A 20974-nucleotide genomic window follows, 5' to 3' on the forward strand; every position below is an offset into this window, starting at 1 on the left:
CATGGACATCGCCACCCCCTTCATCCTCCTCGGAATCCTGATCTTCGCGGTCGGCCTCCTCAAGGCGGGCCTGCGGCTCACCAGGGACCGGGCGGAAGCGGAAGAGGACGGCAGGGAGCACGAGTGAACGGGGCGCGGACGGCCGCCACGGGGCCGAGGGCGCGCGATGAGTGACCGGTCGGCCGGCCGGGGACGGCACACACGCCCGCAGGCCCCGCCGGTGAACCTGGAGAAGGAGGGCAGGCCCGGTGACGGGCGGCGCGCCATGCACCGGGCGGTTCCCCAGCTCAACCTGCACCTGCTGTGGGGCGAGGGAGCGAAACCCTGGCGGGCCATGGGCCGGCACCGCCGCCTGGTCCTGCTCGGCATCGTCCTCGGCCTGCTGGGAGCCGCGACGTCCCTGGCCCAGCCCGCGGTCATCGGCTCACTGGTCGCCGCCGTCGGCGAAGGGCGCTCGCTGACCGGGCCGATCATGGTGGGCGCGGCACTGTTCCTCGCCGACGCCACCCTGGGCGCACTCCACTCGTACGTCATCGGGCTGGCCGGGGAGAACATCGTCTACGACATCCGCAGGACCCTGGCCTCGCGGCTGCTGCGCTCCCGGTTCAAGGCGTACAGCGGCCTGCAGCAGGGCGATGTGTTCTCCCGGATGGTCAGCGACACCATGCTCGCCCGCTCCACCATGACGCACGCGATCGACAGCATCCTCAACAACAGCTTCCTGGTCATCGGCGGGATCGCCCTGATGGCCTGGATCGACACCGTGCTGCTGACCGCCACCCTGGTCTGCCTCGGCGCGACCAGCGTCGTCTCGCTCTACCTGGCGCGCGGGGTGCGGAAGGTGTCGGTGCGCAACCAGACCGACCTGGGCACCTTCGGCTCCGCCCTGCTGCGGGTGCTGGGGGCGATGCCCACCGTGAAGGCCTCCCGGGCCGAGGACCGCGAGGCCGAGGGGATCGCGGCCATCGCCCGGCGGGCGCGGAAGTCGGGGATCAAGGTGACGGTGATGTCGTCGCTGCTCGACCCGACCATGAGCATCGGCACCCAGCTCGCCCTGACGGTCGTCATCGGTCTGGGCGCGGCGCGCACCGCGACCGGGGCGATGCCCACCGCCGACCTGACGGCGTTCATCCTCTATCTCTTCTACCTGGTGGCGCCGTTGCTGACGCTGTTCGAGTCGATCGCGCAGTTCCAGATCGGCAGAGCGTCGGTGGAGCGGCTCGCGGAGCTCGGCAAGATCGAGGTCGAGACGGACCCGGACAGCAGCCGGCCGGAGGAACGGCCGCGTGCCGCCCGCCCGTTCGGGCGCGGGTACGAACCCGGACTCACCTTCGACGGCGTCCGGTTCTCCTATCCTGGCAGCGACAAGGTCGTCCTCGACGGGGTCTCCTTCACCGTCCCGTCCGAGGGTCTGACCGCCGTCGTCGGCCCCTCCGGCGGTGGCAAGTCGACCGTCTTCCAGCTGATCGAGCGGCTCTTCGACCCGGTGTCCGGGGCGATCCGCATCGACGGCACGGACATCACCGACCTGCCGCTCAACCAACTGCGGTCCATCGTCGGCTACGTCGACCAGGACCACACCCTGCTGCGCGGCACCATCCGGGAGAACCTCACCTACAGCGCGCCGGACGCGGACGACAAGGACATCGCCGAGGCGCTGCGCATGGCCAACCTGACCGAGGTGATCGCCGCGCTCCCCCACGGCCTGGACACCGAACTCGGGGACCGGGGCGCCGGTCTGTCGGGCGGTCAACGGCAACGCCTCGCCATCGCCCGTACGTTGCTGCAGGCGCCCCGGTTCCTGCTTCTGGACGAGGCCACCGCCAACCTCGACACCGAATCGGAGAACGCGCTGCGCGACAGCATCGCGATGATCTCCGGCTTCTGCGCGGTCATCGCCATCGCCCACCGGCTGTCCACCGTCACCGAGGCCCAGCAGATCGTCGTGCTCGACCGGGGCAGGGTGCACGCCGTCGGCACCCACGACGAACTCCACCGGCACAGCGACCTCTACCGCCGGCTCGCCCGACTGCAGGAACTCAGCGACATGGCGTCCTGACCCAGAAAACCCGACAGGAGAACGAATTCCCGACAGGAGAACCTGATGAACGACTTCCTGCTGATCCCGTTCGTGGTGGCCCTCGGCATCGTCGGCTTCCTGATCACCACCCGGGCCGTCAGTACCCCCGCCGTCATCGGCGCCGCCCTCGTGGTGCTGTTCGGCGCCTGCTCACAGGCCAGAAGGAACGCCCATCCGAGGACCACACCGACCAAGAAGCGGAGGCACCACCCATGAGCACACCCGCCACGCCCACCACCGCGGCCCCGTCCACCCCATCCGCCCCGTCCACCCCCTTGCCCACGGCCGCCCACTCCACCACGACCGGCATCATCGACGACATCGGCTACGGCCGGCAGTTCGACGACTGGTACCACCGCCTCTTCCCCGACGACGCGTCCGTCGCCGCCGAGGTCGAGAGCCTGGTCTCCCTCCACCCCGACCCGGCCTCGGGCACCGTCGAGTTCGGCGTCGGCAACGGGCGGATCGCGCTCCCGCTGTCGCGCCGCGTCGGCAGGATCACCGGCGTCGACTCCTCGCCCGAGATGCTCGAACTTCTGCGCAGGAACCTGACCGACGACACCCCCGTCGAGCCTCTGCACGCCGACATCCGCACGTACACCGCCGACCGCACCGTAGGGCTCGTCTACGCCGTCTGCGCCACCCTGTCGATGCTGCTGACCCCCGAGGAACAGCGACAGGCCGTGCAGCGCGCCGCCGACCTGCTGACCCCCGGCGGCCGACTCGTCGTGGAGACCCACAACAAGCCGGCCATCCTCACCCTGCACGAAGGCCGCGCCCGCGCCACGTACTTCACTCCCTACCCGGAACCCGGCACCGGACTGCAGAGCCACTCCCTCCTCCTGCCCGAGGGGTCCCTGTGGCACCTCTCCCACGTCTGGTACGAGTCCGACGGCACCACCCGTGTCGGCACCGAGGTCTCCCGGCTCACCGCCCCGGACGAACTGGACGCCTACGCGCGCGACGCCGGTCTCCTACCCGAGCGCCGCTTCGGCGACTGGCCCGCCGACACGTCCCCGTACGGCCCGCACAGCCCCTTGGCCATCTGCACCTACATCAAGCCCTGACCGCCCGCGCAGGCCGTCCGGCCCGGCGCTCCGGGAGGGCATCGATCCTCAACCTCCATGCCCCGGGAGGGACTTGACCACTCTCACCGTCGTCGACGACGACACCTGCGTCCCGATCAGCAACGCCCTGGTGGAGGTCTGGCACGCCGATGTACTCGGCGAGTACTCCGGATTCTCCGGTACCGCCGCCGGTGCATCCACATCCACCTCAAGGTGCACGTCATCGTGCGACTCACCCCCGACGGCTCGTTCACCGGCGGCCAGGAGCTCTTCAGTCGGCCGGGTACGCCGGGCCCCTGACGGTCGGAGTCGAGTCGAGCTGACGCGACCCGCCCCGCTTCATCCCCGACTTCATGCCCGACTTCATCCACGGCCAGGTGCACCGGCCCCTCCCAGACCGTGCGGGAGGGGCCGGTGCCCTTCGCGTGGCAGCGCCGGTCTTCCAGCAGCCCCAGGGCCACTTCCCACTCGTCCTGAGTGAACCAGCGACGGCCCGGGCGAACAGGCGGGAAGATCGTGATTCACTCGGCTCGCCCCGGGACCACGCACTACTGTCGCGAGCATGGCCGAACACGATGCCCTCGACGCCACCCGCGAGGCTTACGACGCCGTTGCCCCCACCTATGCGGAGCTGTTCCGCGACACGCTGCGTGACCGCCCCCTGGACCGCGCGATCCTGGGCGCCTTCGCCGAGGTCGTCCGTGCGGGTGGGGACGGTCGGGTCGCGGACCTGGGGTGTGGACCCGGCCAGATCACCGCTCATCTGGACGAGCTGGGGCTGGCGGCGTTCGGCGTCGACGCCTCTCCTGCGATGATCGAGTTGGCTCGACAGGCCTATCCGGACCTGCGGTTCGACGTGGGCTCGATGGCCGCGCTGGACATCGCCGACGGCGCGCTGGGCGGCGTGCTCTCACGCTGGTCCATCATCCACACTGCGCCACGGGAACTCCCCGTCATCCTGGCGGAGTTCCATCGTGTGCTGGCGCCCGGCGGCCACCTGCTGGTCAGTTTTTCGGCAAGCGACGACCCGTCTCAGCCGACGCAGGTCTTCGATCACGCCGTCGCGCCGGCCTATCGGTGGTGGCCTGATCACCTCGCCGCGACGCTGCGCGAGTTCGGGTTGGCCGAAGTGGCCAGGATGGTCCGCGAGCCTCAGCCCGCCGACCGAAGGCAGTTCAAGGAGGTTCAACTGCTCGCCCGCAAGGACTAGGCAGGGGACCGCCTCGTCGACCACGTGACCGCATGCCCGAACACCGCACCCTTGCTCGGCGCCCTGCCGCCACACCACCGCCCGCATCCCCCGTCCAGCCGTCGACACCAGCGAAGCCGGTCCGCACATCCATGCCGCCCGTGCCGCGCGCCCCGCGTACACGCGTCGCGGCCTCGACCGGCTTCATCGCACAGCGTTCGGCCGCCTCCTCACCTTCGGAGCGCGTTGTTAGCCTCACGTGGGTGAACAGTTCCTCCCTGCCAGGCCCGAGGCACCTCCTGAGGGTCGCCGAATCCTGCCCGCTCGGTGCCGCGACCACGCTCGCCGAACTCGCCGGGGACCCGCATCCGCGACTGGCGTTGCTCCGTGCGCGGGAGCCGGTGTCCTGGGTCCCCGAGTTGGACGGCTGGCTGGTGACCCGTCGTGATCTCGCCCTGAGCGTGATGCGGGACGCCGAGACCTTCACCGTCGACGACTCCCGGTTCTCGACCGCGCGGGTCGTCGGCCCCAGCATGCTGTCGCTCGACGGCGACCAGCACACCCGGCACCGCGAGCCCTTCAACTCCCCCTTCCGCCCACGGGCCGTGCGTGACGGTTTCGCCGCGTTCATCGAGCGGGAGACCGACCGGCTCGTCACCGCGCTGGAGCCGACGGGCGCCGTCGAACTGCGACGGGCCTTCGCCGGACCCCTCGCCGTCGCGGTCGTGACCGAGGCACTGGGGCTGGTCGGCACCGACGGGGACACGGTGCTCGCCTGGTACGACTCCATCGTGCAGTCGGTCTCGGACATCACCGCCGGCCACGAGGCGGGCCCCGCGGGCGTCGCGGCGTACGCGCGGCTGCGAACCGCCGTGGAAGCCACCGTGGCCGACCGGAACGCCTCTTCCCTCCTCGTCTCGGCAGCCGGGCAGCTGTCCGTGCCCGAGGTGGCCTCCAATGCCGCGGTGCTGATGTTCGGAGGCATCGAGACCACCGAGGCGATGATCACCAACGCCCTGCTGCACCTGCTGCGGCACCCCGACCAACTCGCCCTGGTCCGGGCCGACTCCGACCTGCTGGACGGCGCGATCGAGGAATCACTGCGCCTCGAACCGGGAGCGGCGGTCGTGGACCGCTACGCCACCCGTGACACCGTCCTCGGCCCGGCCACCATCCACCGTGGTGACCTCGTCACCGTCTCCCTCACCGGGGCCAACCGCGACCCGGCCGTCTTCCCCGACCCCGACGTGTTCGACGTCCGCCGCGAGAACGCGCGTCTGCAACTGGCCTTCGCACACGGCCCGCACCACTGCCTCGCCGCGCACCTCGCCCGCCTGGAAACCCGCATCGCCCTCCACCACCTGCTCGAACGCCTCCCCGCCCTGCGCCTCGACCCCGACCGCCCCGCGGCCCCGTACGGCCTGGTGTTCCGCAAGCCCGCCACCCTGCATGTGCGGTGGGACCGGACGGCCTGACCCGACTTCGGCGCGACCGGAGTGCTCCTCACGCGCTGACCACCCCACCCCCTGCCCGAGCCGGGTCACGCGCCCTCGTCCGGCGTCCGCGCGGCGGACCGCACCGCTCGAACGGCCCGGATCCCACGCGGACAGGTGGGTGGAGGCATGGGTCGACGCATTCCCGGCGTCAGAGCCCAGCACGCGTCCAACAGCGCGGCGGCTGACGGCCGTTGGGCCTCCACGACACGCATCGGTGCCCTCCCGCCCGCCGGCCCGCGGCTTCGCGGCCGCCGGACGCTCACCGTCAAGGCCGCCCTATGAGCGTCACGGCGGACCGGGCAGGGGAGAATGAGGGCCGTACCCAACGGTCGACCGTAGCGGAGGAGCCGGGAAATGCAGGACGCGCGAGCGGGGCAGGTCGCCGGGCCCGAGGACCTCATCGATGTGGCCCGTCTGGTCACGGCGTACTACGCGCTGCACCCCGACCCGGCCGAGCCCGGGCAACGGGTGGCGTTCGGGACGTCGGGACACCGCGGTTCGTCCCTCGCGGCGGCGTTCAACGAGGACCACATCGCGGCCACCAGCCAGGCCATCTGCGAGTACCGCGCCGCCCAGGGCACCGACGGCCCCCTCTTCCTCGGCGCCGACACCCACGCCCTGTCGGAGCCCGCGCGGATCACGGCACTGGAGGTGTTCGCCGCCAACGACGTGACCGTCCTGATCGACCAGGCGGACGGCTACACGCCCACCCCGGCGGTCTCGCACGCCATCCTCACCCACAACCGCAACCGCACGTCCGGCCTCGCCGACGGCGTGGTGGTCACCCCCTCGCACAACCCGCCCGCCGACGGCGGCTTCAAGTACAACCCGCCGAGCGGCGGCCCCGCCGGTTCGGAGGCGACCTCCTGGATCCAGGACCGCGCCAACGAGATCATCACCGGCGGCCTGAAGGACGTACGGCGCATCCCGTACACCCGCGCGCTGGCAGCACCCGGCACCGGCCGCCACGACTTCCTCGGCACCTATGTGGCCGACCTGCCGAACGTGCTGGACCTGGAGGCGGTCCGGTCCGCCGGCGTGCGCATCGGCGCCGATCCGCTGGGCGGCGCCTCCGTCGCCTACTGGGGCCGGATCGCCGAACAGCACCGGCTCGACCTCACGGTGGTCAATCCGCTCACCGACCCCACCTGGCGCTTCATGACGCTGGACTGGGACGGCAAGATCCGCATGGACTGCTCCTCGCCGTACGCCATGGCCTCGCTCATCGAGCGGCGCGACCGGTTCGACATCTCCACCGGGAACGACGCCGACGCCGACCGGCACGGCATCGTCACGCCGGACGGGGGCCTGATGAACCCCAACCACTATCTGGCCGTGGCGATTTCGTACCTTTTCTCGCACCGGGAGCAGTGGCCCGCGGGCGCCGGGATCGGCAAGACCCTGGTGTCGTCCACCATGATCGACCGGGTCGCCGCGGACGTCGGCCGGCAGCTGGTCGAAGTCCCGGTCGGATTCAAGTGGTTCGTGGACGGCCTGTCCGACGGAAGCCTCGGCTTCGGCGGTGAGGAGTCGGCGGGCGCGTCCTTCCTGCGCCGCGACGGCTCGGTGTGGACCACCGACAAGGACGGCATCACCCTGGCCCTGCTCGCGTCCGAGATCACGGCGGTCACGGGCAGGACCCCGTCGCAGCACTACGCCCAGCTCACCGACCGCTTCGGCACCCCCGCCTACGCGCGCGTCGACGCCCCGGCCTCCCGCGAGGAGAAGGCGCTGCTCGCCAAGCTGTCCCCGCGCCAGGTCACCGCCGACACCCTCGCCGGCGAGCCGGTCACCACGGTGCTCACCGAGGCCCCCGGCAACGGCGCCGCCCTCGGCGGGATCAAGGTCGCCACCGCCAACGCCTGGTTCGCGGCCCGCCCTTCGGGCACCGAGGACGTCTACAAGATCTACGGCGAGTCCTTCCTCGGGCCGGACCATCTGCGGCAGGTCCAGGAGGAGGCCAGGTCCGTGGTGCTGACGGCGCTGGGCGCCTGACGCGGACGAGGCCGCGGTGACGGCACTGATCGCCGCCGGGGCCGCGATCGGCGGCGGAGCTCTCACGAGGGTGTTCACGCTCGCCGCCGCCAAGCGCCAGGCCGCGGCCGCCTGGGCGGCGGGCGAGCGCCAGGCGGCCGCCGCGTGAGAGGCCGGACGGCAACAGGCCGCCGCGGCCTGGGACGCAGGCCAACTCCAGGCCACCGCCCAGCTCGACGTCGCCCGCCGCACCCTCACCGAACAGACGCTGGCGAACCAGCGGGCGGTGCGACGGGCGGCGTACGTCACGTATCTGAGCCGCACCGACGGCGCCCACCAGGCGTTGGCTGCCTGGCAGAGCGCCATCGGCACCACGGAGGAGACCCCGCGGCGGCAGGAGTACGACGCCGCCGTGAGCGCGGTCGCCGAGACGCTGAACGTCGTACGCCTCGAAGGCCCCGACGCCGAGCGAGCAGACCCCGCCCGCTCGGCGTGACCTCGGTTTCGTCGGACGCGCCCGCACGTTGGCTGCGCTGCGCAGGACCACCCCGAGGTCTCTCGGTGACGGCGAGGTCGGTCGGCTACTGCTCGCCCAGACCGGTGGCGTGCTGATCCACCTCGATGTCCGAGCGCCGTACGCCGGTGAATCGTGTGGGCCGGAAGGGCCCAAGGCGGTCCTGTTCCCTATCGGTTGTGATCTCGGTCGCGACCAGCCGTCCCAGAATCGGTGCCAGGGTGACCCCGCTGTGCGAGACGAGGCAGTAGACGCGGGACCGCGTGGAGGCGTAGCCGGCGACGGTGTGGCCGTCCGCGGGCAGTGACCGGAAGCCGATGCGCAGGTCGATGCGCGGGACGATCTCCGCCGCCCGGCCCGGGTCGGGCAGCAGTGCGGAGAATCGCCGCGCGAGGGTGCTCGCGATGTCCCCGTCCGCGGACGGAGGATCTGCCGGATCGACGTCGGCGTTCAGATCGAGCGCCTGCAGGACGGTATGCCCGCCGGCCTCGGGGCGGAGGTTGAGGCCGGGGCTGTGGATCACACAGCGCAGGTCGAGTTCCGGGTACCTGGCGTATCCGAGCAGGCCGACGGTCTGCGCCCCGCGACCGGTGTCCGTCACCATGGGAACGTCGATCCCGGCCCGCGCGGCGAGCCGTTGTGTCCAGCGGCCTGCCGCCAGGACGACTCGATCACCCGTGCGGACCTCGCCTCCGGCCAGGGTGACGGACACTCCGTCAGGCCTGTCGTCGATGGCTACGACCTCGCCGATCGCGTACGTGGCTCCGTGTCGCTCGGCGTCCGCCAGCAGGTTGTTCACGAAGAGGTCCGGCAGCACGTATCCCTCGCTGGGGAAGTGCGCGATGGCCGTGACGGTCGCCGGGACGCGGAGGCCGCCTGCGATCCGCGTTGCTTCGTCGGGGGTGACCCAGTGTGCGGGGTAGTCGAGGGCCCGGAGTCGTTCCACGTTGTCGGCGAGCCGCCGCTCGTTCGCGGCGTCCGCCCACTGTAGCGCCCCGCTGGGGAAGTACGACGGTGCGCCGCGCAGTTGCTCGGCGAGCCTGGCGTGCTCCTCCATCCCCGCGAGGTTCAGGCGGTGGTAGTCCGGGTCGGGCTTCCGGCTGGAGTTGGTCCAGGCGAAGGTGGTCGCGGTCGTTCCCCTGCCGGCTCCCCGCTGATCGAGCAGGAGAACGTTCTCGCCGGCGAGGGCAAGCTGCCTTGCGACGCTCACGCCGAGCACGCCGGCACCGATGATGATGACCTTCATTGTCTGCGTGTCCCCTTTCTGGAAGCGACACGTTGCTCACGTGGCCGGGACCGGAAGCTCCAGGAAGAACTCGGCGGTACCCGGGCGGACGAGGGTCGTGACCACCTCGACGGTGCTGCCGTCGTCGGCACGCAACTCCCTGCGCCTCATCAGCGCGGGCGTTCCGGCCTCGCTGTGCAGCAGCGTGGCGTCGTGCTCGTCGAGGGTCACCGGGTCGAGGTAGAGCCGGATCGCGTCGATCGGTACTCCCCTGCGCTGCAGATACGGGAGGGTGACGAGGTCTTCGAGGTTCTCGTTCAGCAGGTCGGGGGCGGCTGCGAAGAGCACGACGTGCCGCTCGACCGACTGGGGCTCCTCGCGTACGTTCAGCTTGCGGCGGACCAGTTCCACCACGGCCGTGTCGGCGGAGGCGCCGGGGAGGGGCAGGACGGCGTCGGCGGCCCTGACGATCCGGGCGGAAACGACGTCGTGTCTGCCCGGTAAGCCCTTTGCGGCGGCCGAGGGAGTGACGAAGTTGAGCAGGTTGATCTGCCGCGTCACGTCCGCGACGAACGTTCCGTGGCGCCGACGGCGGATCACCAGTCCCGCTTCCGCCAGGTCGTTGAGGACCCGTTGGGCCGTGGCACGACTGACGCCGTACTCGGCGGAGATATCCATCTCGCTCGGCAGACGCGAGCCGGGCGGCAGCCCCCCGTCCCGGATCTTCGCTTCGAACTCTCGCCTGATCTGTACGTAGAGCGGCACGTCCATGCCTAGACCGTACAATCACCCAATTGACCGGTCAATAGCCCCTTCGTCGCGGGAACAGAAATGCGCGGATCGAGTGACCGATTCCCAAGTGTGGTGCCTGTGCGGGATTGTGGCGTTCTGCTGCTGGTGCGGATGGTCTGTGGCTAGTGTTCCGGGGCAGGGTCTCGTGACCGGGGGGTTGGGGCGTGCGGGTGCGGGTGTGGACACCGGTTCTGGTGACGCTGGCCGCGGCGAGTGCGGTGCTCGCGGTGCTACTCGCGCTGGCGGGGAACGCCGCCACATCCACCGCGCGTTGGCCCGGCGTGCTGGATGAGCTTCGCCGACATCCGTGGCCGTGGGTCGGTGTGCTGGGAGCGCTGACCTTCCTGTCGGCCGGAGTCCTGATGTGGATGCAGGTGCGTCCACCGGCGGGCCGGGACGATCCGCCGCTCCCGCCGCCCGTGACCGTTCCCGACTGGTTCGTGGACCGGGCCCAGACCCGCGCCACCGCGGCAGCCGTGTGCCGCGGCGGCCGCGCCGTGGGTATCACCACCTCCCTGTGGGGAGCGGGAGGGTTCGGAAAGACCACACTCGCAACCGCCGTGTGCGCCCGCAGGCGCGTGCGGTGGCGGTTCCGTTCCCGGATCTACCACGTCACCATCGGACGGGACGTCCGCGGACGTGCGGCCGTGGCGGCCAAGGTCGCGGAGGTCACCCGGTTCATCACCGGCGACACCACCGAGTTCGACGACCCGAACCTGGCCGGCGCCCACCTGGGCAGGCTCCTCGACCAGCGCCCCCGCACCCTGCTCGTTCTCGACGACGCGTGGGAATCGGAGCAACTCGCCCCCTTCCTGGCAGGGGGCCGTCGCTGTGTCCGGCTGGTCACCACGCGCAACCCCTCCCTGCTGCCGTCCGGCACGGTCCGCATCCAGGTCGACCAGATGTCGTACGACCAGGCCGAGGCCGTACTGACCTGGGACCTGCCCCCGCTGCCGTCGGCCCTCGTGGACGCCCTGCTGAACGCCACCGGCCGCTGGGCTCTGCTGCTGCGCCTGACGAATCGCCTGATCGCGGAACAGTGCGCCGCCGGGGCCGATCCCGCAGCCACCGCCGCGCGGACCCTCCAGCGGCTGCGCAGCATCGGGCCTGCCGCCGTCGACGCTCCCGACGCCGTCTGGGACCTCGACGACCCCGTCCTGCGCAATCAGGCCGTCAAGGCATCGGTCGAGGCCGCCACGACCCTGTTGCCGTCCGGTGGCGCCGACCGCTTCACCGAGCTCGGCATCTTCGCCGAGGACGAGTCCGTTCCCGTATCCGTCGTCGCCCTGTTGTGGCAGGCGGGCGGCGGACTGGCGGACGACGAGACGCGCGTACTGTGCCGGACTCTGGAACGTCTGTCCCTGTGCACCGTCGACCCGCGGCGCGGTGGCACCATCAGTCTGCACGACGTCATCCGCGACTACCTCCGCGGTGATCTCGGTCCTGTCGGCCTGGTAAGCCTCAACGGCCGCCTGATCGACGCGATCGCCGCCACCCTGCCCCCGGCGCAGCCCCTCGTCCCCACCGCACCCGCTCCCGAACGCGCCTGGTGGCAGCTCCAGGACGGCTATCTCCTCGACCACCTCATCGACCACCTGCTCGCAGCCGGGCGCGCCGCGTCGGCTGAGGCCGTGGCGGGTGACCTGCGCTGGGTGGAGGCCCGCCTCGTGCAGCGTGGACCCGGTGCGCCCTGGACGGACCTCGCCCGCATCGACACCCCGCACACCCGGCTCCTGGCCCGCAGCCTCGCCCAGACCGCTCACCTCCTCACCCCCACCCGCCCGTCCCATGTCCTCACCGGCATCCTGCACACCCGCCTGGACACCCATCCGCTCTGGCAGCCCCCGGTCACCGCGCGTCGGCGTGATCCCGCCCAACGCCCCTGTCTGGCAACGCGATGGCCCCTGCCCGACGCCCCCTCACCCGCGTTGCTCCGCACCCTCGCCGGCCACAGCGGCCGGGTGTGCTCGGTGGTGTTCGCGCCGGACGGCACCTGGCTCGTCACCGCCGGAGAGGACGGGAGAGTGCGCATCTGGGACCGAGCCACCGGGACCTGCACAGCCACCCTGAACGGCCACACCAACGCAGTGAACTCCGTGGCCGTCGCCCAGGACGGCACCTGGCTCGCCACCGCCGGGGAAGACGGGAGAGTGCGCATCTGGGACCGAGCCACCGGGACCTGCACAGCCACCCTGAACGGCCACACCAACGCAGTGAACTCCGTGGCCGTCGCCCAGGACGGCACCTGGCTCGCCACCGCCGGGGAAGACGGGAGAGCACGGATCTGGGACCGGGCCACCGGGACCTGTACCGCCACCCTGGACGGCCCCACCGGCCCGGTGGCGATCGCCCCGGACGGCAGCTGGCTCGCCACCAGCAGCGGGGGCGACAGGACGGTGCGGATCTGGGACCGGGCCACCGGGGCCTGTACAGCCGCTCTCACCGGCCCCAGCGGCTCGGTGAACGGGCTGGCGGTCGCCCGGGACGGGACCTGGCTGGCGGCCGCCGGCAACGACGGCCGGGTACGGATCTGGGACCGGGCCACCGGGGGATGCACCGTCACCCTTACCGTGCCCACCTACTACTCACTGACGTCGGTGGCGATCGCCCCGGACGGCGCCTGGCTCGCCACCGCCGGCGACGACAGGACCGTGCGGATCTGGGACCGGGCGACCGCAGCCTGCACGGCCACCCTCGACGGCGACACCCACGGGGTGAACTCGGTGGCGATCGCCCCGGACGGCAGCTGGCTCGCCACCGCCCATGACGGCGGAACGGTGCGGATCTGGGATCACGCGTCGATCACTCCGACGTCCTCACGCCCGGGCCACACCGCCCGGACGAAGACCGTGGTGTTCGCCTCGGCCGGCACCTGGCTGGCCGCCGTCTGCGCCGACGGGAAAGCGCGGATCTGGGACCGGGCCTCCGAGACCTGCACGGCCACCCTCACCATCCCCGCCGCCCGGGTGACGTCGGTGGCGTTCGCCCCGGACGGCAGCTGGCTCGCCACCGCCGGCGACGACGAGACGGTGCGGATCTGGGACCGGGCCACCGGAGCCTGCACCGCCACCCTCGACGGCCCCACTGTCCGGGTGAACTCGATGGCGGTCGCCCGGGACGGGACCTGGCTCGCCACCAGCGGCGACGACGACAGGACCGTGCGGATCTGGGACCGGGTCACCGGAGCCTGCACCACCACCCTTACCGGCCCCACCAGCCCGGTGACCTCGGTGGCGGTCGCCCGGGAGGGGACCTCGCTGGCCGCCGCCGGCGACGACGGGACGGTGCAGATCTGGGACTGGGCCTACCGGGCCCGGAGGGTCACCCTCACCGTGCCCACCCGCGACTCGCTGCGCTCGGTGGCGATCGCCCCGAACGGCACCTGGCTGGCCGCCGTCTGCCGCGCCGGGTGGGTGTGGGTGTGGGAGCGATACCAGCAGGGCCGGTCGACCGGCTGGACCTTCCCCCGCGTCGTCGCCACCGGGGCGAATTCGGTGGCGATCGCGCAGGACAGCAGCTGGCTCGCCGCCTGCGGCGTCGACGGGACGGTGCGGATCTGGGCTGCCACGGGACAGGACGTCGTGGCCGTCGCGCGAACCGAAGGAGCACTGCTCTCGGCTGCCTGGGGGACAGATCACGAACTCGCGGTGGGGGGCGAACGAGGCCTGTACCTCTTCCAACTCCTCACCTGAGACACCCCCGCCGGGGTGCGCTCCCGCCTGACCCTTCCGTCAGCGGTTCGCAGCGGATGCCCCGCCCGCCGCTGCGTTGCCAACGCGACGCCGCGTCCGATCACGGCGGCGGAGGCAAGGCCACCAGGGCAGCGTGGAGGACCGTGGAGGCCCCTGGAGGACCATTCCGTCCTGAAGCCGGACGACGGCGGGAGCTGGCGAGGCCCCTCTCTCCGGACCGCGTCCGTCCGGGGTAATCGACCTCGAACAGGGCACGCCGTGGCGATCGCGGGCCCGCCACCGGGCCATCGTGGTGCCGCAAACCGGATGGCGCTACGGATGGGATACGCGAATGTCGGAATCGACGCAGGCCATGAGTCGGCGCAGTCTGCTGATCACCGGTGGGGCGGTGGCGACCACCGTCGCCGCAACGGGCGGGGCCAGCGCTCTGGCCGGGGAGGAAGCCGTGCTGCGAGGCTCGGAGAAGGGTGATGACGCCGGCCGGGCGAGGATTGACCTCCACCACCATTTCACCGCTCCGGCATGGGTTGACTGGGCCGAGCGTGAGGGCTTGGTGCGACGGCAGGAGCTGCCGTGGTGGGCGCGTTGGGATCTGGACTCCACTCTGGCGCTGATGAACCGGGTGGGAATCGCTACCGCGGTCCTCAACCCGACCATGCAGGACCGGTACCGCTCCGCGGCGCAGGCCAGGGAAGGCCTCACCGTCCTCTTCGAGGCGCTGGCCGACTTGGTGGCCGTACACCCGGACCGTTTCGCCATCCTCGCCCCTGCCGTCCTGGACCATCCCGAAGTGACCACGTGGGCTCTCCAACGCGCCTTCGACGAGCTCGGTGCCGTTGGAGTCAGCGTGAAAGCCAACTACGACGGCGTCTACCTCGGCGATCCCTCGTACGACCGCTTCCTCGCAGAACTCGACGAACGCTCCGCAGTCCTTATCACCCACCCGCTCGACCTCCCGGGCGGACCACCCGGCGTGCCCACCGTCCCCGGAATCCCGAACTTCATGTGCGATTTCCTGCTGGATTCCACGCGTGCCGCTGTGAACCTGATCCGCACCAGGACACTCGACCGCTACCCGCACCTGTCAGTCGTTCTGCCACACGCCGGCGGATTCCTCCCTCAGATCGCCACCCGCATGAAGGCCTTCGCCGACTTCTGCACCCCACCGCTCGATGCTGCCCGTGTCCAGGACTACCTCCACCGCTTCTACTACGACACGGCGGGCCCGCTGGCCCCCTCGGGCACTCTGGTCGCCACCGCCGGTGCAGACCGGATCCTCTTCGGCACCGACTGGCCGGCCGCCTCCGCCGACATCATCACCGACTTCACGGTGCCCGCCATCGAGACCGACCCCGTCCTCACCCACCGCCAGCGTCGCGGCATCAACCGCGACAACGCGCTCCGCCTCATGCCGACGCTGAGGCGCGCCTAGCTTGACTACGTCCGCGGCACGGCGCTGTCGGATTCACGGCAACACGGCAACACGGCGGTGCGACGCCACCTGTCGGCCGCGAGGCACGGCGGCGCCGACGGCAGGTGGGGTGGCTCTATCCGTCCGCCGTTCCGTCCGACCGGCCGGACGGTGCCGATGGACAGGTCGCCCGGTAAGGGATCCCCGGCAGGTATGTCCGCCAGTCCGCCGGGGACAGTCCGGAGCCCGCCCGTGCGCAGAGGCGGGCGGCGACCCGGTCGGGGTCGATGTCGTACGCCTGTACCGGCACGTGCGCGCCCGCCCCGTACAGGGTGCCGCCGTCCGGGCCGAACGCGAGCGAGTGAATCATGTCGCCCGGCGTGGACAGTGCTGATCCGAGGAGCCGGTGCGAGTCGGTGTCCCACAGCTGCACCGTGCCCAAGTCACCCGCGACGGCCAGGGTCTCGCCGTCCGGCGAGAAGGCCAGTGCGCCCACTCCCTCGTTCTCCGCGCGACGGGACTCGGTGTACGTACCCGGCAGCACGCCGAGGCGTTCGCGGAGGTCCCCGTCCCAGACCGTGACCCGGCCCAGCCCGTCGCCCACCGCCAGACGGGCGCCGTCCGGACTGAACGCCAGGGCGTTCGTATCGTCCCCGCCCAGCACGCGCTGCGTCACCTGTCCGGACGACAGGTCAGCGACCGAGTCCTGCCACGACACGACCACCCCGTCGTCCGGGCGCACGACCAGTTCCTCGCCCGCGAAGCCGGGCAGCGTGCGCAGACGCTTTCCCGCGCGTACGTCCCACAGTTCGAGCACCTCCCGCTCGGCGGCGCGGGACACGGCGAGGGTGCGGCCATCGGCACTGAGGGCGAATCCGGAGACGCCGAGGGGCATTTCGCCGTCCGGCACGGGCGTACCGCCCTTGCCCAGGTCGACCGTGGCGAGCACGCGGCGGGCGCGTACGTCCCACACAGTGATCAACTGGCGTTCGGAGGAACTCGAGTCGTGGTCCCGCCGGATCCGGCCGTACGCGAAGTACCCGCCGTCGGGGCTGAACGCCATGCCGTCGGAGCAGTTGTACAGGCGCACCGCCGCGGCCTGCAGTCGGCGCACGGACGTCTCGACCTCTTCCTCCAAGGCCCCGTCCTCAAGCGTCTGTTCGCCCGGACCCCTCCGGTCGGGCTCCGGCGGAGGGCAGGGCTCACCCGGCAGCTTCGCCACCAGGCTGCCGTGCGCGTCCAGCAGCTCATACCCGGCCAGGTCGTCGGTGCGGCCCACGGTGGCCAGCGTCCGGCCGTCGCCGCTCCACTTCGCGCCGCCCGTCTCCCGGTTCTGCCAGCGGTCGGTCACCGCGCTCCCGAGCCTCAGCGACCGGACGATCGCGCCACTGCCCGACATGTACCGTATGACGCCTTCGGCAAGGTCCAGCCGGAGTTCCTGCGGAGTCTCGTTGACCAGGATGTAGCGGAACACAGGGGCGCCGGGCGCCGCGACCCGCCACAGCAGGATCTCGTCAGGGGTGGACGCCACGACGAAACGGCCGTCGGCGCTGAACCGGAACTCCTCGATGCCCTCGGCCTTGAGCTGAGCGAGGGCGCGGCCGGAACCGAAGTCCCAGAGACGGATACCGGTGTCGCTCATGAGCGCGATACCGCGGCTGTCCGGGGTGAAGGCGAACTCGCCCGCGAAGCAGTCGCGCTTCCCCGCACGGTCCAGCCAGGGCAGCGGCAGCTTGCGGCCCCCACCGCCGAGGTTCCGTATCTCCAGCGGCCGTGCGTCGGTGCAGACGGCCAGCCATCGGCCGTCCGGGCTGACGGCAGTGTCCTGAACCGTCTCGGACTCCCCGATCGGGAGACGCAGGAGCCGCCGCCGCTGCCGCAGGTCCCACGCCTGCAGGTTCATCGGACCGTCGAGGTCCGGTCCCCAGCTCTCCACAACGAGAACATGCCCGCCCGGCCCGAACTGCGCGTCCATGGGCGACTCCACGGCGAGCCTGCCGGTCTCGTGGGCCGTGCGGACATCCCACAGCCGTACGGCTCCCTCGTCCAACAGGGCGAGCGTGCGCCCTTCCTGGCTGACCGCCATCCATTCCTCGGCCTGGTCGTCCGGACTCCCGCCGACGCCGGGCTGGGTGCGGGTGCGGCGGTGGGTGCGTACGTCCCAGGTGTCGATACGGTCCGGTGTGATCGACAGGACTGTCCGGCCGTCGGCGCTCAGGTGGTCGTCGGCGCTCTCGGCGCCGGTGCCGGCGGGGACGGTGAAGACGTCCTGCTCCTTCTGCCCGAGGGAACCGAGCAGAGCCGACCGGGTCTCCGTGGTCCTCGCGAGCCGCCAGGCGGCGATGCTGAGGCGCATCGCCTGCTCCGGATCGGTCAGACGCAGGGTGGCGGCGAGGGCGGCGAGGCGGCCGGCCTCCGCCTCGACTCGCCGGCGATCGCTGGTACTGCTCTGCTGCCAGGCGATGGCACCGGCTACCAGAGCCAGGACCAGCAGGCAGGACAGGGCGCTGACGAGGACGTGACGGCGGCGGCGCTCCCGGGTGCGGTCCGCGAGGGAGGCGGTCAGGAAGGCGTCTTCGAGGGAGGTGAGCGCGGCAGAGCGCCCGGAGGTGCCCCGGAAGTGCTCCCCGGCGGCGGCCAGGCGGGCGCCCCGGTACAGCGCGCCCGGGTCGCGGCCGAGGTCGTCCCAGGCACGGGCGGCCTCGGTGAGGTGACGGTGGGCGCGCAGGCGTTCGCGGTCCTCGTCGATCCAGGCGCCGAGCCGGGACCAGGCGGTGATCAGGGCCTCGTGGGCAAGACTGACGGTGTCGTCGTCGAGAGTGAGGAGGCGGGCGCGGGCCAGGCGGTCGAGGACGAGTTCGACATCGTCGGGGGCGGCGACGTCGAGCTCGGTGCGGGGAACGGGGCGGCGGGTGTCCTGGGAGCCCTCGCCGGGCGCGATCAGTCGGAGCAGCAGAAGCCGGGCCAGCTCGGCCTGTGCGGGCGAGAGCCCGGTATAGATGTCCTCGGCGGTCTGCGCGATGGCGCCGTCGAGCCCGCCCGCCGCCTGGTACGCGTCCTCGGTCAGCGCCCGCCCCCGACGCCTGCGCCAGGTCTCTCGCAGGACATGCGACAGCAGCGGCAGGCCGCCGGGGCGGCCCTCCACCTCGCGGACCAGGCGGGCGGTGAGCGAGCGTTCGACCATCAGGCCGGTCGCCTGGGCAGGCTTGACGACAGCCTCGCGCAACTCGGCCGGACTCATGGGACCCACGAGCACGCTGGTGTCGCGCAGAGCACGGGCGAGGCCGCGGTGTTCGGCGCAGCGGCTGTAGAAGTCGGCGCGTACTGCGATGACGACCCTCAACCCGCTGTCCGGGCGGTGGGCTGTGAGCAGCAGGTCGATGAACGCGGTGCGCTCGGCCTGGTCTTGGCAGAGCGTGAAAACCTCCTCGAACTGGTCGACCACGACGAGGATGTCTCTCCCTGTTCCGGGCAGGTCCGTGGGCGGCCGGAGCGCGTCGGCGTGTGTGGTGAGAGGGTGCTCCCCCGGGGCCAGGACGCGGATGGCGGCCAGCTGGACGCCGCTGCCGCCGTGGCCTTCGTCGCCGTCCCTGCTGTGGTTGCTGTCACCGTTGCCGCCGTCGCGCCGCAGGGACGGGATCAGCCCGGCACGCAACAGGGAGGACTTGCCGCTGCCGGACGGGCCGAAAACGGCGGTGAAGCGGTGTTCGGCGACCGACTGCCGTAGAGCGGAGGTGAGTTCACCGCGACCGAAGAACCGGTCGTGGTCTTCCGGCTCGAACCGGGCGAGGCCCTGGTAGGGCGGCTCGGCGTCCTCGTCCTCGCGGACCTGGACGGCCATCTCCCCTTCCACCGCGCGCCAGCGCCGCTCCCACTCCACCGGGTCGCCGCCGCAGGCACCGACGTACCCCAGGGTCACCGCCAGCGAGGGGAGCTGCTCGCCGGCCGCCGCCTGGGAGAGCGAGGTCACCGAGTAGTGGGCGCGCCGCGCCATCTCCCGATAGGTGATGCCGTCCGCCTCGCGCCGCAGCTTCCGCAACTCGTACGCGAAGCGCTGTACCGGTCCCGCGTTCGGGTCGACCGGTCTCTCTCGACGCCCCACCGCATTGTCCCCCGTCCCCCGGCACAGATCCCTGCGCCCGGCACGCGGACAACTCCCCGTGCGTGCGGCCACGTTAGGAACCCACCCGGCCGCCTGGCAAGCGTTCGCGGTCGCTGACCGGCCACTTATGTTTTGTTCGGTGTGGCGAAGGGGGCCTGCCGAACAACCGACCGGGCTGGTGAACTCGGTGTTGCCGGCCCGGTCGAAGGCCGGACACCGCTCTGTCAGGGGCGGTCCAACGGGAGGAACAGATCATGAACTCAGGTACATCACGCCCCCTGCGCCGGAGGCTGAAGGCCATCGCGACGGCGGGCGTGGCAGCCGTGGCGGTGAGCCTGCTGCCGTCGGCGGCGGGGGCGCAGGAAGCGGGGGCGTCGGCGGCCGAGGAAACGTCGGTCGAGGCGGCTGCCGCGAAGGGCAGCACCTACCTGTCGTTCAAGAAGAACAAGAAGGACCCGTCCAACTCGCGTCTCTCCTTCTACTTCGTGCAGCAGGTCGCCCCGGACAAGACGCGCACGTGGCGGGTCGCCAGCTGGCGTGCGGGCTCGGGCCTCGGCACCGCCGACAACAAGATCGGCCGCGACGGCTGCAAGAGCAATGTGGGCTGGCTGCCCAGCGGCACGTACAACATCACGACTTTCTCCAGCAACTTCTCGGGCAAGATCAACGGAATCGTCTGGCAGCTCAGCAACAAGAGGTGCACGGGAAAGGCCAAGACCGAACGCACCGCCCTGTTCATCCACAGCGAGATGAAGTCGAACGGCAAGCAGGGCTCCACGGAGTCGACGCGCTGGGACGGCAACAGCGACTACAAGTCCAACGGCTGCGTCAAGCTCAAGCCGGCCGACGTGCGTGAGCTGAAGAGCTACCGGTCGAGCTACCCGAAGCCGACACGGCTGTACGTCTCCTAACCAACGGGCGCACGTCCGGGTGCCGGCCCTGCCGCATGAGCGGCGGGGCCGGACGCCTTCGCCCCGGACGCGATCGCCCACACCGCAAGGGCACGGCCCCCGCACGATGACGGCGCGGGGGCCATCCGCTACGCCCCCTCAGCGGCACCGGTACCGCTCAGGCCCTGCGTACGGCCGTCCTGGCCGCCACCGTGATCGACTCCGCGGCCGCCGGCACCCCGGCGGGCCGGCTGTGCGCCCACTTTGCGGCCCGCCTGCGCACCGCGTTCCGCGTTACGCGTTACGCGTTACGCGTTACGCGACCATCTCGCCACCTGCGCCCGGCTCTCCCCCAGGCATTCCCCACCCCCGCCTGGCAGCACGAACTCGACGCCTGCCGGTCGGGGTGACGGCCGGGCGGGGACGCGGCGCCCCGCCCGAAGCCGCGACGCTCCCGACGAGGCCCGCGATCGCGCCTCGGACGGCTGCCGAGCGTCAGCTCCGGAGGTCTGTCGCCGGCGCTCGGAAGAGAAGGATCCGGA

At 71.6% G+C, this 20974-nt stretch carries 15 protein-coding genes; 12 read left to right on the top strand and 3 right to left on the bottom strand.

Translation table 11 applies throughout. The annotated features are described in order from the left end of the window. The first annotated feature begins 1 nt into the window (after position 1). The 9 genes from OG272_RS03295 (at position 2) to OG272_RS03335 (ending at position 8302) form a co-directional block, all read left to right on the top strand. A complete protein-coding gene (locus OG272_RS03295) occupies positions 2-127 on the top strand; it encodes a hypothetical protein (RefSeq protein ID WP_326585078.1) in 126 nt (41 codons plus the stop codon). A gap of 39 nt (positions 128-166) precedes the next feature. Beyond that, positions 167-2059 carry an ABC transporter ATP-binding protein gene (locus tag OG272_RS03300; RefSeq protein ID WP_405892478.1) on the top strand — a complete coding sequence of 631 codons (1893 nt, stop codon included), beginning with the start codon at positions 167-169 and terminating at the stop codon, positions 2057-2059. Between the two features lie 45 nt (positions 2060-2104). Continuing rightward, positions 2105-2296, top strand: coding sequence for a hypothetical protein (locus OG272_RS03305; protein ID WP_326585076.1), 192 nt, complete (start codon positions 2105-2107; stop codon positions 2294-2296). Further along, positions 2293-3147: a class I SAM-dependent methyltransferase gene (locus tag OG272_RS03310; protein WP_405892480.1), complete on the top strand. Its 855-nt coding sequence runs from the start codon at positions 2293-2295 to the stop codon at positions 3145-3147. The genes OG272_RS03305 and OG272_RS03310 overlap by 4 nt, the downstream gene beginning before the upstream one ends. Before the next feature lie 562 nt (positions 3148-3709). Beyond that, positions 3710-4357: a class I SAM-dependent methyltransferase gene (locus OG272_RS03315; protein ID WP_326585074.1), complete on the top strand. Its 648-nt coding sequence runs from the start codon at positions 3710-3712 to the stop codon at positions 4355-4357. Positions 4358-4599: 242 nt separating this feature from the next. Next, positions 4600-5811 carry a cytochrome P450 gene (locus tag OG272_RS03320; RefSeq protein ID WP_405892482.1) on the top strand — a complete coding sequence of 404 codons (1212 nt, stop codon included), beginning with the start codon at positions 4600-4602 and terminating at the stop codon, positions 5809-5811. 375 nt (positions 5812-6186) lie between these two features. Then, on the top strand, positions 6187-7827 hold the full coding sequence (pgm, locus tag OG272_RS03325) for a phosphoglucomutase (alpha-D-glucose-1,6-bisphosphate-dependent) (protein WP_405892483.1): 1641 nt from the start codon (positions 6187-6189) through the stop codon (positions 7825-7827). A 16-nt stretch (positions 7828-7843) separates the two neighbouring features. Beyond that, a complete protein-coding gene (locus OG272_RS03330) occupies positions 7844-7975 on the top strand; it encodes a hypothetical protein (RefSeq protein WP_405892485.1) in 132 nt (43 codons plus the stop codon). A gap of 117 nt (positions 7976-8092) precedes the next feature. Continuing rightward, positions 8093-8302 carry a hypothetical protein gene (locus tag OG272_RS03335; RefSeq protein ID WP_405892487.1) on the top strand — a complete coding sequence of 70 codons (210 nt, stop codon included), beginning with the start codon at positions 8093-8095 and terminating at the stop codon, positions 8300-8302. Between the two features lie 85 nt (positions 8303-8387). Here OG272_RS03335 and OG272_RS03340 read toward each other — a convergent pair whose 3' ends face one another. Next, positions 8388-9566, bottom strand: a complete 1179-nt coding sequence (locus tag OG272_RS03340) for an NAD(P)/FAD-dependent oxidoreductase (protein WP_405892488.1) — start codon at positions 9564-9566, stop codon at positions 8388-8390. A 36-nt stretch (positions 9567-9602) separates the two neighbouring features. Beyond that, positions 9603-10316, bottom strand: coding sequence for a GntR family transcriptional regulator (locus tag OG272_RS03345; protein ID WP_405892490.1), 714 nt, complete (start codon positions 10314-10316; stop codon positions 9603-9605). Positions 10317-10501: 185 nt separating this feature from the next. Between OG272_RS03345 and OG272_RS03350 the strand changes: the two genes are divergently transcribed. Continuing rightward, positions 10502-14029 carry an NB-ARC domain-containing protein gene (locus OG272_RS03350; protein WP_405892492.1) on the top strand — a complete coding sequence of 1176 codons (3528 nt, stop codon included), beginning with the start codon at positions 10502-10504 and terminating at the stop codon, positions 14027-14029. Positions 14030-14360: 331 nt separating this feature from the next. Further along, complete coding sequence (locus tag OG272_RS03355) at positions 14361-15461, top strand: amidohydrolase family protein (RefSeq protein WP_405892494.1); 1101 nt, start codon at positions 14361-14363, stop codon at positions 15459-15461. A 115-nt stretch (positions 15462-15576) separates the two neighbouring features. Here the strand turns inward: OG272_RS03355 and OG272_RS03360 are convergent, their stop codons facing one another. After that, complete coding sequence (locus tag OG272_RS03360; RefSeq protein WP_405892495.1) at positions 15577-19542, bottom strand: DNA-binding protein; 3966 nt, start codon at positions 19540-19542, stop codon at positions 15577-15579. Between the two features lie 254 nt (positions 19543-19796). Here OG272_RS03360 and OG272_RS03365 point away from each other — a divergent pair, with 254 nt between their 5' ends. Beyond that, positions 19797-20453, top strand: coding sequence for a hypothetical protein (locus tag OG272_RS03365; protein ID WP_327731547.1), 657 nt, complete (start codon positions 19797-19799; stop codon positions 20451-20453). Positions 20454-20974 lie beyond the last annotated feature (521 nt).

The sequence above is a fragment of the Streptomyces sp. NBC_00104 genome (genome assembly GCF_045160825.1).
Taxonomy (GTDB): Bacteria; Actinomycetota; Actinomycetes; order Streptomycetales; family Streptomycetaceae; genus Streptomyces.

Excerpts from the sequence above, each read along its gene's own strand:
- OG272_RS03295 (WP_326585078.1), top strand. The coding sequence starts at position 2 with ATGGACATCGCCACCCCCTTCATCCTCCTCGGAATCCTGATCTTCGCG.
- OG272_RS03300 (WP_405892478.1), top strand. The coding sequence starts at position 167 with ATGAGTGACCGGTCGGCCGGCCGGGGACGGCACACACGCCCGCAGGCC.
- OG272_RS03305 (WP_326585076.1), top strand. The coding sequence starts at position 2,105 with ATGAACGACTTCCTGCTGATCCCGTTCGTGGTGGCCCTCGGCATCGTC.
- OG272_RS03310 (WP_405892480.1), top strand. The coding sequence starts at position 2,293 with ATGAGCACACCCGCCACGCCCACCACCGCGGCCCCGTCCACCCCATCC.
- OG272_RS03315 (WP_326585074.1), top strand. The coding sequence starts at position 3,710 with ATGGCCGAACACGATGCCCTCGACGCCACCCGCGAGGCTTACGACGCC.
- pgm (WP_405892483.1), top strand. The coding sequence starts at position 6,187 with ATGCAGGACGCGCGAGCGGGGCAGGTCGCCGGGCCCGAGGACCTCATC.
- OG272_RS03340 (WP_405892488.1), bottom strand. The coding sequence starts at position 9,566 with ATGAAGGTCATCATCATCGGTGCCGGCGTGCTCGGCGTGAGCGTCGCA.
- OG272_RS03345 (WP_405892490.1), bottom strand. The coding sequence starts at position 10,316 with ATGGACGTGCCGCTCTACGTACAGATCAGGCGAGAGTTCGAAGCGAAG.
- OG272_RS03355 (WP_405892494.1), top strand. The coding sequence starts at position 14,361 with ATGTCGGAATCGACGCAGGCCATGAGTCGGCGCAGTCTGCTGATCACC.
- OG272_RS03365 (WP_327731547.1), top strand. The coding sequence starts at position 19,797 with ATGAACTCAGGTACATCACGCCCCCTGCGCCGGAGGCTGAAGGCCATC.